Raw genomic sequence first — 15,853 nt, forward strand, 5'->3', positions numbered from 1 at the left:
GTAAAAAATATAAAATTAAAGATTTAAAAAGACTTAGGTTCTAATTATTCTTTATGGACAGGATTAAGGTTATTGACGCCCATGTCCATTATCATATTTATAAAGGCTTAATCCCTGATGAATGTAAAGGATTTCTAAGGTACACAAAAGATACTAAGATGACACTGAGTAACGATTGGGTGGAACTAGATAAAATACTCCTGGTACCATCCCACCCCTGTTATACCAGAGAGTGCTACGACGGTTTTTACATAGATTATGAGGAGAGAAAGAGAAATCCTGACTTATATTTACAGTGGGGCGAGGTAAACCCCTTAACCTGTAATGTTAAGGAGGAATTAGAGAAGCAATACTCACTAGGAATTATAGGAATAAAACTACATCCACCTCATCACGGTTTTAAACCTAACGGTTACAGGGAAGAAGAGGGAGGGCTAAAGTCCTTATTGTACATCTACGAGTTTGCCCAAGATCACGACTTACCTGTCATGATACACACAGGAACGAGCATAGAGGGTGCCACGAGAAATAAGTATTCTGACCCAATATTAATCGACGATGTAGTGAAGGACTTTCCAAAACTTAAAGTAATCATAGCCCATGCAGGGAGACCCATATGGTACACTACCGCCTTTTATATGGCTAAATACTTTGACAACGTGTATTTAGAGATATCCTCTATTCCTCCGAGAAATATACTGAAGTACTTACCTAATTTGCTCACCATACCTGAGAAAGTAATATATGGTAGCGACTTTCCTGCATATGTGGGGCAAGATTTAGCAGAGTATGCCCATCAGATTTATGAAGTGGTAAAGGACAGGAGGATATTGAGGGATAATATTTTACGGCTTATCAAGTTTTGAGCTATTCTGAAGTGACCTAGATAGGTCTTTAGTAGCCCTTATTATATTCACATAACCTGTACATCTGCAAATGTTCTTTATTGCATATTTCATCAAATCCTCGTCTGCATCAGGATCGACATTTGTCAAGTAGTCATAAACAGTCATCATAAAACCATGGGTACAGTATCCACACTGCATTGCGTAATTCCTAAGAAAAGCGTCTTGAACTAACTGCTTGGTCTTTAAACCTTTAATTGTCACTATATTCTTCCCAGAGAACTGAATAGCGAATGCATTACATGACTTTATAGCCTTTCCGTCCACTAAAACTGTACATGCACCGCACTTCCCCTCATCACAGCCCCTTTTTACTTCTGTAAACCCATTCTGTCTCAGAAAGTCAATGAGTAGAATTCTCGGTTCCACATTCAGAGGAATTTCCTCCCCGTTCACAGTTAAGCTATACTTAGACCCAGAGTGATTATTTGGCGTATTCACAATTTCTTTTGAGGGAAGTTTAATGTCAGAATACCCCATAAGCGTTTTAACTAACAAATTCCTAGTAAGCTTAAGTCTATAGCTCTTACTGGCATGGATATCATTTATAACCTTCTCATCCCTCTCCGCAATGATCTTTTCAGCAATCGAGTCCAAATCTGCCCTCCTCCTTATCTCGTCCACCTTTTCTCCTAAAAACAGATCCCTGATTAAAACAGGTTTCTCGAACACACCTCCAATAGCGATCTTTGAACTTACTACAACTCTATCCTCAGAGAGCTCTAGATTAACTGCAACTAGACATGTTGGATATGAAGCTCCTCCTCTTTTGACCACATTAAAGTTTAGCCAATACTCACTGTTCTTCTTTACGGGTATTTCGATCTCCTTTATTATTTCTCCATGACTTAACGCTGTGGTATAGGGGAATAAGTAGAAGTCTTCAATGTTAATTGACCTACCACTACTTAGTATAACCTTGCCCTCTAATGTAAATAACACCGGGAAATAATTTCCTGAGGGGTCTGCGTGAGCGATAGAGCCCCCTATAGTTCCCTTATTCCTCACTTGTAGGTCTGCTATAACCCAAGATGCCTTTGCTAGGGACGGGTACCTTTGCCTTATAATATGATTGGTCGCAATTTCATTATGAGTTAAGAGAGAGCCAATCCTGAGCTTATCTTCCTCTAACTTTACATATTTTAGCTCGTCTAGGTCATTGAGATCAACTAGTGTGTCTACATTTATTATCCTTAATTTCATCATAGGAACTAAACTTTGACCTCCTGCTAATGGTCTAGCGCCCTCATTTTCCTTTAACAGGTCTAGAGCCTGTTGTAAGTTTGAAGGTCTGTAATACTTAAACTGGGCTGGGATCACTTACTTCACCCCGTCTTCAATGAGTCCCATTATAATTTCGGGGGTTATAGGTATCTGGGTAATCCTTTTTCCTATTGCGTCTGAAACTGCATTGGCTATGGTTGCAGGAACTCCCATAATCGGACCTTCTCCTGACCCTAATGCCTTTGAGGGAATATAATTAATATCGCTTTCAAAGTGATGAATATCTACTTCAGTATGTAACATTTCGGAGAAAGTAGGGGTTTCATATGCATCAAAGGTAGTTATTAGTGGATTACCATTTTCGTCGTAAGCCAACCTCTCGTATAAGCTCATAGCTATCCCATGCAGTAAACTTCCATACATCTGACTTTCTAACAGTTCTCTTTTTAGTATTCTCCCCACGTCATGAATTATAATGTATTTCTCCACCTTAACATCATAAGTAATGGGGTCTATCCTGACTACGGCGAGATGAGCTTGAATGGAATACCCTAGGGAGGAATTTATCTTATCCCCCTCTGGTGGTGCTAGATACGGAGAATTGTAGAAAGAAACTACAGATAGACTCCCTGGATTTGAGTAGGGGTCCCAGTGGAAAGCTGACGCAAGTGTTTTTAAATCTACTGACTTAGTGGAATCTTTTTTAGCGTAAAATTTGCCATTCTCGTAGTAAACTTCTTCAGTCTCAAGGAACCTTTTGGCTACATCAGATAACTTGTCCTTTAATTCGTTACATGCCTTAAGGACACCGGTTATAACTATTGGAGCGAAACGGCTGGAATAACTACCACTGGCTATTGTCCACGGAAGAGAGGTATCAACTCTATTCTCTACCTTCACTCTACTGACATCTATTCCAAACTCTTTAGCTACGACTTCCGCTGTGACAGTCTCATGACCTAGCCCTTCATTAGTACCATTTATAAATACACTAATACTTCCATCAAAATTAAGGGACATTATGATGTAATCCCCAGAAGCTGAATGTTTGTGTCTCCTCTTGGATCCCTCAAGTGCCAAATCCACATAACCTAAATTAGTTCCGCTCGGTTCTAGGAAAAGAGATACTCCAATTCCTGTAAGAGGCTCTCTTTTTATTTTACTATACTCTTCCTCCAAAAGTTTAAGAACCCTAATGTAGTCCTGTCTGGGATATAGTCCTCCCGTAGGAGTTTCATAAAAGTAGTCACTGTTAATCCTCTTGTTGAATTCAGTGATTACATTTCTTTTTCTAATTTCAATTGGACTTATTCCTAATTCTTCCGCTAACTTGTCTATAGTGGTCTCTAATGCAAAGTAAAATTGTGGGGCTCCATAAGCCCTGTTTAAACCTGTGGGAGATTTATTTGTAAGGACGACCGTGTGGTTTACTTCAATGTTACGTACATCGTAAGCTCCATTTAAATTACCGTGAACTCTAAACAGAGCCCCTGGCTCTGGTGGTCTTGGATAAGCTCCTACATCCTCGAAGAAGGCATACCTTATCCCCTTTATTTTTCCTTCCTTATCACTAGCTATTTCTACATACCCCTCTCTGTCTCCACTTGACGAACTATATAGAAAACTCTCTGTCCTACTCTCGATCCATCTAACAGGGTGATTAGATAGAATAGAAGCTGCTGCAGCTATAGTCATGTAAGGATAAAGTGAATACTTTACTCCAAAACTACCCCCAATGTCCCTAGGGGTCGAAAGCTTGATCCAGTTTAATGAAATACCCAATGCACGGCTAATAAAGTAAGCTTCCAGCATCGGACCTTGAAAGTTAGCTACTATATTTAATGTATCAGTTTTGTAAGCAAGAACACCATAACCCTCGAGGGGCAAAGCCGAGTGTTTAGTGACCTTAAATTCGTTCTTTATCACCACAGGCGATTCTGAGAAAGCCCTTACCATATCACCATAGCTCATTTTACGATTTACAGCAATATTACTTCCTAACTCCTCATGTACTAGAGCTTTCTTATCTAGGGCTTCTCTCACGCTTGTTACAGCCGGCAAAGGGTCTACTTCGACATTAACATAGTCCAGAAGATCGACTGCCTTATATAAATCTCTAGCTAAAACTATGGCTATAGGTTCGCCCACAAACCTAACCTTGTCCTTAGCCACTGCATAGTATTTTATGGGTAAGTCAACACCCAAAGGGAATGGGTTCTTGATAACCTTCAGTAATTCCTGGTTCGTGTAAGCTATTCCGCCGTGGTTAAAGACCTCACTAACATCTACTTTTTTGATAACTCCGTGGGGTAAATTACTCCTATATATAGCCATAAATAGGGTTCCAGAGGGATTGGGTATATCATTAATAAACTCTGAAGAGCCGTTAACGACCCTGGAACCCTCTACATAGTGAGTGCTCATTAAGTAAACATATGTGATGTGGATTAATATTATTGTCTAATTAAAATCATTAACGATTAAAATAGAATTTAATTTATCATGTGTATACCTAGTAAATTTTTACATTCCTGCTATTTATGACAGTCAACGATTCTACTTTTCATTCCCACATACTGACAGTATGGATTTGAGTATTAGGTCTTCCTTGCCTTTACCCTTACCCATTGAAATATATTCTATTACCTCTTCTATTAGCTCTCTGATCTTATCACTATCTTCATTACAAAATCTATTCTTCATTTCATGGTCATCATTCAATCTCTCCTGAATGTATTTCTCTATAGACTCTTGCTCAACAACTTCCCTTATAAAGTTCCTCATCAACGCATATTTATAAAATTGTGACTCCACAAATTTGGGTAGATTTATATCATTATAAAGCTATTATTATTAATTTAGAATACCACATTAACTCATGGAAAGAAAATTAGGGTTCATATTCGACCACAGTAAGTGTATTATATGTAATGCTTGCGTTGATGCTTGCAATAAGGCTTACGGTGGTTTGAACTGGAGAAGCTTGATTGTAATGCCCTACGAAGAGACTAAAACTGCCCTTTCCATAGCGTGCAACCATTGTGATAATCCAGTTTGCATGAACGTTTGTCCTGCAAATGCCATAACAAAGAACGAGATGGGGATAGTGCGAATAATAGAGGATAACTGTATAGGCTGTGGTTTCTGCACATGGGCATGTCCCTATGAGGCGTTAAAGATAACCCCGAGCGGTATAATGAGCAAATGTCATCTCTGTTATAATAGGATAGGAAGTGGTCTCCCCTATTGCGTTGAAGCATGTCCCACTGGAGCACTGACATTTGGCTGGATAGAAAAAGGAGATGCCAATGTAAATTACTTAGCGCCTGAAGATATAACTGAACCTAGATTCGTTATTAAGAAACCTGAGAAGGCTGAAACTATAAAGGTTGAAACTCTTCATCGAAAGAAAGAGGAGAATTACATAGGATTACTAGCTTTCACCATAGCCAGCGAGTTAGCCTTAGGTTACTCCATTTTCAAGTTGCCATACTGGAATTTAGTTGGTCTTATACTACCCCTAGTGTCATTATTGCTCTCAGTGAACCACGCAAAGAGATTTGACAGGTTTTACAGAGTGATTTACAATTTGAAGACTTCGTGGTTAAGTAGAGAGGTATTATTCTCCTCCATATCGGTATTATTCTACCTCATCTCCTTCTTCAATCAGTTATTTTACTATCCTGCTGTAATATTCTTAGGGTTGGGCGTACTTTCAAGTATCATGATATATATACTAAAGGCGAGACCATCTTGGTACAACCCTGACACACCAGTATCATTTATAGGCTCGATTTTCACAACCTCTCTCCCATTACTGTTCTACCTAACTCATGAGGTTTTCATAATACCAGCTTTAATTGTAGTACTGGGAGTTGAGATACTTACAGGCTATAAGAAATCAAGGACTAGGGTAATACTGAACGCGGTCTCTATAGCTCTGTCACTACTTTCTATACCTCTCCCCTTCATTATTTTAGCAGATGAAATAGTAAACTTAGTATCTGAGGTAAGCCACAGGATTCAGTTCTATCAAAAAGTTGTATATTACGGCTTGCCCAAAGTTTAAACATTTTTCATAATAGACTTTTTAAACATCGAATACTATATATTTCTCAAGGTGGTCAATTATTGCTCGAAATAAGATTCCACGGTAGAGGTGGTCAAGGTGTCGTTACGGCTTCTCACCTACTGGCTGAAGCAGCAGGTTATGATAACTTATACTCTTCATCATTCCCCATATACGGGGCTGAGAGAAGAGGAGCCGAAATAGAGGCATATTGTAGAATTTCTGATAGTCAAATCAGGGTTACGTCTCCAATACAGGAACCTGATTACGTTGTAGTTCTAGATGGTTCCCTCCTACATCTTTCAAACAATGTTTATAGAGGTCTAAAGTCTAACTCCGTAATTCTTGCTAACTACGGTTCTGAAATTAAGACAGATAAGAAAATAATTACTGTAAACGCTACAAAGGTAGCCTCGGAACTAGGCTTAATTAGATCAGGTTGGCCTATGGTAAATGTAATAATGTTAGGTTCTTTGATCAAACTTACTGGAATGCCAAGTATTGAGTCACTTGAAAAGGCAATTAGAGATGAATTTGATGATAAGCTAGCAGAGATCAACATGAAAGGAGTAAGAAAGATGTATGAACTAGTAGAGGGGAGGAGGTACAATGTCCTTACTACTTGATTATCAATACTTTCCAATAACAAAGCCCGGTAAGGGCGCTGGAGGTAAGACAGGTTCCTGGAGAGTGGTTAAGCCTGTTGTAGATTTGAGTAAGTGTATAGGTTGCAAGGCTTGTTTCATGTTCTGTCCAGAATCCACCATAGTTCCCAAAGGAGGGAAAGTCACAGTTGACTATGAGTATTGTAAGGGATGTGGGGTTTGTTCGAATGTTTGCCCTGTAAAGGCAATAAGTATGGTGAGTGAGACATGATCAGGAAAATTATTTCAGGAAACGAAGCAGTAGCCACTGCAGTAAAGTTAGCTAGAGTAGGATTAACAGGAATTTACCCAATAACACCACAGACTTCAATAATAGAGAAATTGGCTGAAATGAAAGCTCAAGGAGAAATACAGACAGAGATAGTTAGAGTTGAGAGTGAACACTCAGCGATGGCTGCAACATATGGCGCTGCACTAGCTGGTATAAGGGCTTTTACAGCTACTGCATCACAGGGACTTCTTTATATGCACGAAATGGTGTGGTGGGTAGCTGGAAGTAGAGTTCCAGTAGTGATGGTTGTTGGAACTAGGGCAGTTGGAGCACCGTGGAACATTTGGAACGAACATACTGACTTTACAAGTGAGAGGGACAGTGGTTGGATAATGGCGTTTGCAAGTAACCCACAGGAAGCATTAGACTTGACTATTCAGGCTTTTAGGATTTCTGAAGACGAAAGGGTATTCTTGCCTGTAATGGTGGGGATGGACGGGTTCATTCTATCACACACTAAGACTAACGTGCTAATACCTGACCAAGAGCAGATTGATGATTACTTGCCACCTAGGAGGCAGCCATATGTAATTGATCCTGAGGACCCAGTGGAAATAGGAAATATGTTTCCTCCAGAGGGTTATATGAAATTGAGGGAGTCAATCCATCTTGCACTGAAGAATTCTGAAGACATAATCAGGCAGCACGGCAGAGAATATAACAAGAAAGTTTCCCCTATGATTGATTATTCCACCCTTAATTCTAGCTATAGGTTGGAAGATGCTGACTATGCTGTAGTATTAATGGGAGCTTGGGCAGGAGATGCTATGGAAGCTATAGATGTTCTCAGGGAGAAGGGAATAAAAATAGGTATGTTGAGAGTGAGATACTTGAGACCATGGAGCGAAAAGGAGATTAGGGAGAATCTAGAAGGTAAGAAGGGAGTTCTGGTACTTGACAGGAGTACTAGCTTTGGCAGAGGAGGACCATTGTACATAGAAGTTAAGTCTACTATTCGGGACACAGAAGTTAAAGATATAGTCACTGGACTGGGTGGAGTTACAGTTGGTAAGAGTGATATGATATATCTGTTCTCCAAGTTTGTAGAGGGCATAAAAGAGGATGTAACCTGGTATTATCCAAAAGAGGTGGGAAAACTTGACGTTAGGACTCCGAGAGATATTGAATAAACACAATTCACTTATATCAGGTACAGCAGCCTGTCCTGGATGCCCAGAAAATATGGCAATGAGAATGTTGGGGATGGGACTAGGAAAGGATACGGTAGTTGTAGTTGTAGCAGGCTGCTCATCCATAATACAAGGTAATGCACCTTATAATTCCTATAATTTACCTGTAGTAAACATAGCATTTGCAGCTGGTCCTGCAGCTGCGTCAGGACTTGCTAGAGCATATAAACAAAAGGGTAAGGATGTGAACGTGGTAGTATGGGCTGGGGATGGAGGGACTGCAGATATAGGATTTGCGTCATTAAGTGGTGCTGCAGAGAGAAATGAGGATATAATCTACGTATGTGTGGACAATGAAGCCTATATGAACAGTGGAGGACAGAGAAGTGGTTCCACGCCATTGGGCGCAATAACTTCTACCACCCCAGAAGGCAAGAAAGAAAATAAAAAGAACCTTCCCTTCCTTATGGTATCTCACAACGTGCCTTATGTTGCTACAGCAAGTGTAGGGTATCCTCACGATTATATTCAGAAGTTAAAAAGAGCAAAGGAAATTGATGGCTTTAGGTATATACATGTGCTTACCCCCGATCCATATGGATGGCTATTTGACCCATCGAGGACTGCTGAAATAGCTAAGTTAGCAGTGCAGACGTGTTATTGGCCGTTATTTGAATATTACAATGGTAAAATAACAGTAAGTCAAGAGTGTCTTCACTGTTTAGACAAGAGGACAAGAAGACCAATTAAGGACTTTCTGTCTGTGCAGGGTAGATTTAAGAGAGTAAAGGAAGATGATATAGCCAAACTGGAGAAATATATAGATGATATGTGGGAAAAGATAAAGGAGCTAATGTAAATAAAAAGAGAAGGGAAAGTTACCTTAAGGTCTCATGGATTTAAAGAAACTTACAACTTTCTCCTTTAAGTACCCCTTAGTCCTGAAATGATTATTTATTGCCTCCCAATCTTCCCTTGAAAGTCTCCACTCCATAGCCTGCGCATTTTCTTCCACGTGAGCAGGAGTAGAAGCCTTAACGATAGGCACTAAATTATCCACACTTATATACCAGTTCAGAGCAACTTGTGATGCAGTCTTGTTGTATTTCTTACCTATTTCATTGAGGAACTCATTTCTTGTTAGTATTCCATTTTCTAATGGAGTATAAGCCATATACATTAACCCATTGTTCCTTGCAAATAATAAGGCATCGTTCTCGTCTTTTCTACTCAGTAAGCTAAAGTGGTTCTGAATTGCTACAACTTCATACTTTTTACAGCAAGACATAGCCTTTTGGATACCTGAGGAATCAAAATTACTTAAACCAAAAAATCTTATTATACCGTCGTCTACTAGTCTCTCGAAAGCACTTATAGTTTCACATAATGGAACTGTCCTTGATGGTGCATGAAGAAGATACAAATCTATATGTGTTCCCAACCTTTGTGAACTTGCCTTAGCAGATTTTAACACTTTTTCATAACTTGCATGACTAGGCCATACCTTGGATACTATAAACAATTTGTCCCTCTCAAAACCCTTTATAGCCTCTCCTACCAGTTCCTCAGCATGCCCATTACCGTACATTTCAGCTGTATCAATTGTAGTTATCCCTAACTCTATTGCCCTTTTTATCGACGCAGTCCACTCTCCGTCTCTTGCATGGCTCGCCCTCCAAAAACCTCCCCCTATCCTCCATGTACCAAAAGCCATAGACGAAACGGTAAAATGTTTAAATTTCTTTAGGTCAGCCATTCATCTCCTCCTGAATAATATTGTTGGTACACTATTAGGAGTAACGTGAACTCTCAAGAGAGTGGGATACTTATATGATGAATTTATTGCCTCCTCAGTAATCCTCTTTAAATCGTCTTTCTTCTCCACTTCAAAGACCTTTACACCAATACCTTCAACGACCTTTGTATAATCTATAGGAAATACATCAGTTGCAAAGGGCTTACCGTGCTTCATCATTTGATTCATCCTCAAGAAGTGTTGTACATTGTCTTGAACCAGTACTGTCAAGAAATTTACCTTATATTCCACAGCAGTAATTAACTCATTGAAACAGGCCTGAAAACCTGCATCTCCGATTATACTAACCACTTCTCTCTCTGGTGAGGCTATTTTAGCACCTATTCCAGCCGGTATAGCTGACCCCATTGCGTTGAAAATTAAGGGATTAAAGTAAGAGTTATGCCTATATACTTTCATATCCATAGCCATTACTTGGTTTGTACCTGCATCGGCTATCACAATCCTATCCTCACTTAATTGGCTATCTAAAACTCTGATAAGATCATCATGGGTAATATCAGGATTCTCAGGGGCTGGGAATTGACGTTCTACCTTCTCGACTGTCCATGTCCTAGTCTTAACCTTTTCAGATATTTGTTCTAAGAAAGCTTCGGCACTAGCCTTAATCTCGACATCGGTTTTAACACTGTTATTAAAAACTGAAACGTCTACATCAACATGCAATATTTTAGGAGGCAATTTAGTTGTCCAGTTCCACATTTCAAGAGAATTAAAGGAAGTCCCTATGGCTATCAGACAGTCCCCAGGTACCTCTGACATTTCAAATATGTTTCCTGCATATAAGGGATGGTTTTCTGGTATTGCGCCTTTGCCCCTGACAGTAACTACTACTGGGATACCCAATTTCTCCACGTATTTCAGGACATTAGATCTCGATGCGCCATAACCAAGTAAGAGAATAGGCTTAGAACATGAGTTAATGAAATCGACAGCCTCCTTCAGCTCATCCCTTGTGGGATAAATTAATTTCCTACCTATCTTTGATTGATTTTTCAATTCAATGTCTGTCGAATCCTCAAGTACATCCACTGGAACTTCAACATATACTGGACCCATCTTGTCCTCTAATGCTATTCTGAATGCTTTCTCCATGGTGGACTGGGCTTCAGATGCGGAGTAAATTCTAAAGGAAGCCTTTGTCACTTGTCTAGCTAACTGTAACTGTGCATCATAATAGCCCATGTCATGCAGTTGCTTATCATTACGATATTTAAACTCCTTATTCAGTGATATTAAGACTAATGGCGAGCCTTCAGAATAGGCTTCAGCTAGACCTGTTAGGGAATTGGTGAAACCTGGACCGTTTACTGATATGAACACACCGACATTCTCCTTTACCCTTGCATAGTAATCTGCCATTATAGCTCCTCCGTACTCTAGCCTAGGCATAAAGTATTTGAGTTCCCCTTTCTCAGTTTTCTTCCTTATTTCCTCAAAAAGGCTCAGTCCATGAGTTCCTGCTATCCCGAAAACATCTGATATCTGGGAGGATATGGAATCTATCAAAATTTCAGCTGTGGATTTTGCCATTAATAGTGTATTAAATTATCTTGTTAAATTAAGTTTCGGATGCTATATACCAAGATAAAATACGAATTAGTCAAGTGGTATTGGAATCCTTTAGGATATCACTTAAACCTTTAACAAATAAAAAACGATTATGTTTTCATTATCTAGTATGTTTGTACGGCTATGGTTCTAGTCATTTACAAGATAAAATCTACTCTGTTTTATTAGATTTGGATGAATAAAAATAAATAATGATAAAACTTAACAGGGATCAAAAGCTTACCTATAAATTTCTCATTATACCTATTGCATTATTGATTCTCTCGTTTAACCCTTACACTGAAAGCCTGGAGTTCTCCCTACCTGCAGTATATATGGCTTCCCATTACGCTGTGTATTTCTCAGGTCTGTATATAGGTTATAAGTACTTTAAAGGAGGATATATATCCCTTATTCTAGGGTTAATCCCAGCCGTCTTATGGCATTCTCCATATTTCTTCTCATTAGGGGCAGCCATGTTAGATTATAGAATACTCCTTGAAATAACACTACTATTTGGAGGGGTTTTGTTAGGATCGTCGATTAACTCAATGAGACTACAAATTAAAATAACACTATTAGCCCTGTGGATGTTAGGAGATTCCATACTGGCAATACTGTTCATTACTTCCACACCACTCTACTCAAATTTAGCTTATCCTTTTTCCCCTTATACACCATCAAGTCTACCGTTAGCAGGGATACTGATGTTTGTAATAATGAATGTGTTTCTGATCTACGTTATATCAAAGTTCATGAAAAGTATTATTGGATAATTTTTAGATTTTATAAAGTTAAATCAGTTTTGAATACAAAAAACTATTTTTAAGATCACTAAATTGTAAATTGCTATACTGATATTTACTTATTGTGATGACATGGTATCTACTGTATCATATCATTTACATCTAAGAATAAGTAGATAAGATAGAGAAATCTCCATTAACTGGATTATACATTCAATTACCGACTACACTTAAACCTCCTACGACATTAACTTATGTAATGAATTAGATAGGTGTTTTAAAACTATAACTGTAACTAAAGGTAAAATAACATAGGCAATAAACACTACTTCCCACGAAAACGTCGTCAATAAAACCACTCCAGCGGTCTCAATTGAAGTTGCCAGCAATACGGGTATGGAAACGCAACAACTTGCTCCCACCAAAATTCCGAGCATGGGAACGAGTGCTAAGTACTTCAATCTCCTTCTAGTTGAAATCACAATCATTAAGCTTGACGTCACTAAAAAAGAGATCAGCAGACCCATGGAAATTGAGTAAAACGATAGCTCTATGACCAGTTGATTAGATAAGTGAATTAGTAAAGTGGGATTTAATATTAGAGATAGAGCTAGACCCGTCAAACTTGGCGATACACTAAAGGGTGTGGTGTAAATTCCTAAAGGTGGACCTACATATAGTACGTTATTACCTTGAGTAAACTGACCTAATAATAGCTCAATAGCAAGGCTGTATACAGCATAATGCACTACTAAGTAAAGGAAAAATATTATCCATTTAATCTTGTCTTTACCGAAGATAACCAGTTTTGCCTCATCGCTTAGTGCAGTACGTAGAACTAAAATGGTTGTGAATATCCAGAATATAGTTAGAGGCACTAATTGGCTTAGAGGAAATAGGTAAGTAAGTAAAAGGCTTCCAAATATTATAGGCAAATACGGAAGAACATTTACGAGGGATTTCACATTATTTAATCATTATTTCAAATTAATAAATCTTACTTAATCTAGAATAAAATTGTGTTAAAGAGAATGTACCAACTGTTAATAAAAAAGAGAAAAAATATATGACTTTCCCTTTAGTCCGTGAAGTACATTTTATATATTAAGTAAATTATTGAGCCAAATACAAAAACGTCAGCTGATGCTAATGCGCCTATTAAGAATTCATATGAAATGGTCATCATTAAATACGTTATGACTACTCCTGCAATTAGATCCATGACTAGAGCTATGTAATAGTAAGTTACTGTACTTATTCTCTTTACCTCCGTAGTTGTTGAAGGAGCTCTAAATCTAACTGCAAGAAATACAATACTCCCCATAAATATGGCGAAAACGATTCCAGCAGCCAAATATGTGGCTGTGTAAAGATTCTCCACATAACTACTGATTGGACTTGACGTTAAATATGCTAATTTGCCGAAATCACCAACCCACTCAAAAGCAACAAAGAATGCTACGACAGTAACTACCCACCATATATAATCCTTTAAAGTCAGTCTCTTCCTATTATTAGCGTCCATTCTCAACTCACCACTATGAGAGTTCCTTTCATGGTGTAATGACCAGGACCGCAGAATTCAGCACACCATATATCATATGTGCCTGGCGTCTTCACCACTATATAGAAGTCGTACACATATCCAGGGATAGCCTCAAACTTAAACCCTAACTGCGGTATATAGAACGCATGAATGACATCCTTTGACTGTATTTCCAGCAAATAGGTCTGATTAGCCTTAAGCACTAGCTTGTCTATAGTGGTAGTTCCGTTAGGATATACAAACTCCCAAGCGTATTGAAAAGCTATGACCTTAATAGGTATCGCATCTTGTTTCTGTTGCGCTGACAAATAATTACCACTGTTTATAAGAGCTAAATATCCATCCGATATAACACCTAATACGATTAAAACAACTGCTGCAAGAACTATAGTTGTTAATTCTAATATTCTACCTCTTTCCATAACCAATCACCACGTTCAGAAATATGGATAATGAAAACATAATCATGGATAGACCTATATATTGACCTATTATAAATTGATTAGCTAATGAAGTCATGGGTATTGTTAATGCTTGATATAGAGAGTAGATCAGCGTACCTAGGATGAAGAGATTCATTGATAGAACCAATGCTCCACTAAGAACTCTTTTCTCAGGCTTTATTGTCATTATACCGCCGTCTCTAAATGGTGAACTACTCATTTTCGCCAACACCCTTGGCTGTACAACGTATCTGAGTAAGGGCCATAGAACTGCAAAACAGGCTATGAATATAATTGCGTCCACAACTAGACCTATGGTACCAATCTCTTGACCTGGAGTTTCCTCTGCCCAAATGGTATTTACTATGAATGCTATTATGAATCCTGTACCTAAAGATACTGCGGCAGGTCTGAGTCCTGGATGAGGAGCCTTATGCCTAAATACATAAGCATCTATAAATGGGAATAGTACAGTGACTGCTACCCAGCCTAAGAATATTATTGAGGCACTACTGGGATCTATTGCTTTGTAGAAGAAGTAGATGAATAAGAAATACCAGTCTGGTAATGGAGGTGCTTGGGCAGCGTTTATAGGATTGTACTCCGGTTTAACGTATTTAAGCACAGTACCGCTAACAGAAATATCAAAGGGTATCATAGATGCAATGAAGAATATTATCCCGAAGGTTAATAGGAAAATCATTACTACCATACCTATAGATCTTATTAGAGGTTGTAGCTCCCATCTGTAGTCAGACTTCAGCTTGTCTTGATACTCGTCTATTAACTCAGGTGCACCGGGCTTAACTTCAGAAACTGGTGGAGTTATACCGTGTTTCTCGAATATATATAGGTGAAGCCCAACGACAGCTACTAATAACCCGCCAACTATCCAGTGGAAAACAAAAAACCTTTGAACCAAAGGATCCACACCAGACATTATTCCTGGTTGGTTAGGATTCACTATAGTAAATAGAGAAATTAGATAACCTAAGTTGAACGGCATATATCCGAACAAGTTTAGTCCAGTGGTTGTAGCAACCCATGAAATTAGATTATAGGGCAAGGAATAACCAAGATAGGCTTCAGTTAGAGTCAGACCAGCTAATAAAGTACCAACAATCCACATGAACTCTCTCGGAGGTCTATAAGCTCCAACTATGAAGTTTCTAGTTATGTGAACTAACATAGCAAATATCATAACGTAAGCTCCCCAGCTGTGGAGACTAAACAACAGTGCGCCGTAAGGAACTTGAGATATAAGGTAAGTAGTAGATGTATATGGATCACTTGGAGTGTAATATAGTGCAGTCAGTGCTCCAGTTATTATCTCAAAAATTAGTGAAGCAAGTACAAATCCTCCTAGCCAATAATCTATTGAATAAGCATATCTTGGAGCTTGCCTTAATGTATGACCATAAATACCTAATCTCTCATCTAACCAATATAATATCCTATCCAGAGTAGATCCTTTCTGTGTTACCATA

Annotated in this window: 16 protein-coding genes; 7 read left to right on the forward strand and 9 right to left on the reverse strand. The window is 38.6% G+C overall.

Translation table 11 applies throughout. The annotated features are described in order from the left end of the window. The first annotated feature begins 53 nt into the window (after positions 1-53). Entirely contained in the window at positions 54-866 is an 813-nt protein-coding gene (locus SACI_RS10855; protein ID WP_011279033.1) for an amidohydrolase family protein, read from the forward strand. Here SACI_RS10855 and SACI_RS10860 read toward each other — a convergent pair. The 3 genes from SACI_RS10860 to SACI_RS10870 all read right to left on the reverse strand — a co-directional run bounded on the left by SACI_RS10860 (position 846) and on the right by SACI_RS10870 (position 4,943). After that, a complete protein-coding gene (locus SACI_RS10860) occupies positions 846-2,225 on the reverse strand; it encodes an FAD binding domain-containing protein (RefSeq protein ID WP_011279034.1) in 1,380 nt (459 codons plus the stop codon). The two genes, SACI_RS10855 and SACI_RS10860, sit on opposite strands and share 21 nt — an antisense overlap. Continuing rightward, positions 2,226-4,553 carry a xanthine dehydrogenase family protein molybdopterin-binding subunit gene (locus SACI_RS10865; protein ID WP_011279035.1) on the reverse strand — a complete coding sequence of 776 codons (2,328 nt, stop codon included), beginning with the start codon at positions 4,551-4,553 and terminating at the stop codon, positions 2,226-2,228. A gap of 132 nt (positions 4,554-4,685) precedes the next feature. Beyond that, entirely contained in the window at positions 4,686-4,943 is a 258-nt protein-coding gene (locus SACI_RS10870; protein ID WP_011279036.1) for a hypothetical protein, read from the reverse strand. A gap of 64 nt (positions 4,944-5,007) precedes the next feature. On the opposite strand from SACI_RS10870, the gene SACI_RS10875 reads away from it, so the two are divergent. The 5 genes from SACI_RS10875 (at position 5,008) to porB (ending at position 9,123) form a co-directional block, all read left to right on the forward strand. Beyond that, positions 5,008-6,198 (forward strand): 4Fe-4S dicluster domain-containing protein, encoded by a 1,191-nt coding sequence (locus SACI_RS10875; RefSeq protein ID WP_080504032.1) that lies wholly within the window; start codon positions 5,008-5,010, stop codon positions 6,196-6,198. A 62-nt stretch (positions 6,199-6,260) separates the two neighbouring features. Continuing rightward, the gene (locus SACI_RS10880; RefSeq protein ID WP_011279038.1) at positions 6,261-6,824 is read left to right on the forward strand and encodes a 2-oxoacid:acceptor oxidoreductase family protein; all 564 of its coding nucleotides are present in this window, start codon (positions 6,261-6,263) and stop codon (positions 6,822-6,824) included. Continuing rightward, on the forward strand, positions 6,808-7,074 hold the full coding sequence (locus SACI_RS10885) for a 4Fe-4S binding protein (protein ID WP_011279039.1): 267 nt from the start codon (positions 6,808-6,810) through the stop codon (positions 7,072-7,074). Before SACI_RS10880 ends, SACI_RS10885 begins: the two co-directional genes overlap by 17 nt. Further along, a complete protein-coding gene (locus SACI_RS10890) occupies positions 7,071-8,264 on the forward strand; it encodes a pyruvate ferredoxin oxidoreductase (RefSeq protein ID WP_011279040.1) in 1,194 nt (397 codons plus the stop codon). The genes SACI_RS10885 and SACI_RS10890 overlap by 4 nt, the downstream gene beginning before the upstream one ends. Next, positions 8,233-9,123: a pyruvate synthase subunit PorB gene (gene porB, locus SACI_RS10895; protein WP_011279041.1), complete on the forward strand. Its 891-nt coding sequence runs from the start codon at positions 8,233-8,235 to the stop codon at positions 9,121-9,123. The genes SACI_RS10890 and porB overlap by 32 nt, the downstream gene beginning before the upstream one ends. 24 nt (positions 9,124-9,147) lie before the next feature. On the opposite strand, the gene SACI_RS10900 is transcribed toward porB, so the two are convergent. Together SACI_RS10900 and SACI_RS10905 are read right to left on the reverse strand one after the other, a co-directional pair. Further along, a complete protein-coding gene (locus SACI_RS10900; protein ID WP_011279042.1) occupies positions 9,148-10,020 on the reverse strand; it encodes an aldo/keto reductase in 873 nt (290 codons plus the stop codon). Then, a complete protein-coding gene (locus tag SACI_RS10905) occupies positions 10,021-11,613 on the reverse strand; it encodes a thiamine pyrophosphate-binding protein (RefSeq protein ID WP_011279043.1) in 1,593 nt (530 codons plus the stop codon). It lies immediately after the preceding gene. 230 nt (positions 11,614-11,843) lie between these two features. Between SACI_RS10905 and SACI_RS10910 the strand changes: the two genes are divergently transcribed. Beyond that, a complete protein-coding gene (locus tag SACI_RS10910; protein ID WP_011279044.1) occupies positions 11,844-12,407 on the forward strand; it encodes a DUF1404 domain-containing protein in 564 nt (187 codons plus the stop codon). A 209-nt stretch (positions 12,408-12,616) separates the two neighbouring features. Here SACI_RS10910 and SACI_RS10915 read toward each other — a convergent pair whose 3' ends face one another. From SACI_RS10915 to SACI_RS10930, 4 genes are all read right to left on the reverse strand, one after another. Next, on the reverse strand, positions 12,617-13,342 hold the full coding sequence (locus SACI_RS10915) for a hypothetical protein (RefSeq protein WP_011279045.1): 726 nt from the start codon (positions 13,340-13,342) through the stop codon (positions 12,617-12,619). 113 nt (positions 13,343-13,455) lie between these two features. Beyond that, on the reverse strand, positions 13,456-13,902 hold the full coding sequence (locus tag SACI_RS10920; protein WP_011279046.1) for a hypothetical protein: 447 nt from the start codon (positions 13,900-13,902) through the stop codon (positions 13,456-13,458). 2 nt (positions 13,903-13,904) lie between these two features. Further along, entirely contained in the window at positions 13,905-14,345 is a 441-nt protein-coding gene (locus SACI_RS10925) for a cytochrome c oxidase subunit II (protein WP_011279047.1), read from the reverse strand. Then, positions 14,332-15,852: a cytochrome b gene (locus SACI_RS10930; protein WP_011279048.1), complete on the reverse strand. Its 1,521-nt coding sequence runs from the start codon at positions 15,850-15,852 to the stop codon at positions 14,332-14,334. Before SACI_RS10930 ends, SACI_RS10925 begins: the two co-directional genes overlap by 14 nt. Position 15,853 lies beyond the last annotated feature (1 nt).

This window comes from Sulfolobus acidocaldarius DSM 639 (assembly GCF_000012285.1).
Classification (GTDB): domain Archaea; phylum Thermoproteota; class Thermoprotei_A; order Sulfolobales; family Sulfolobaceae; genus Sulfolobus; species Sulfolobus acidocaldarius.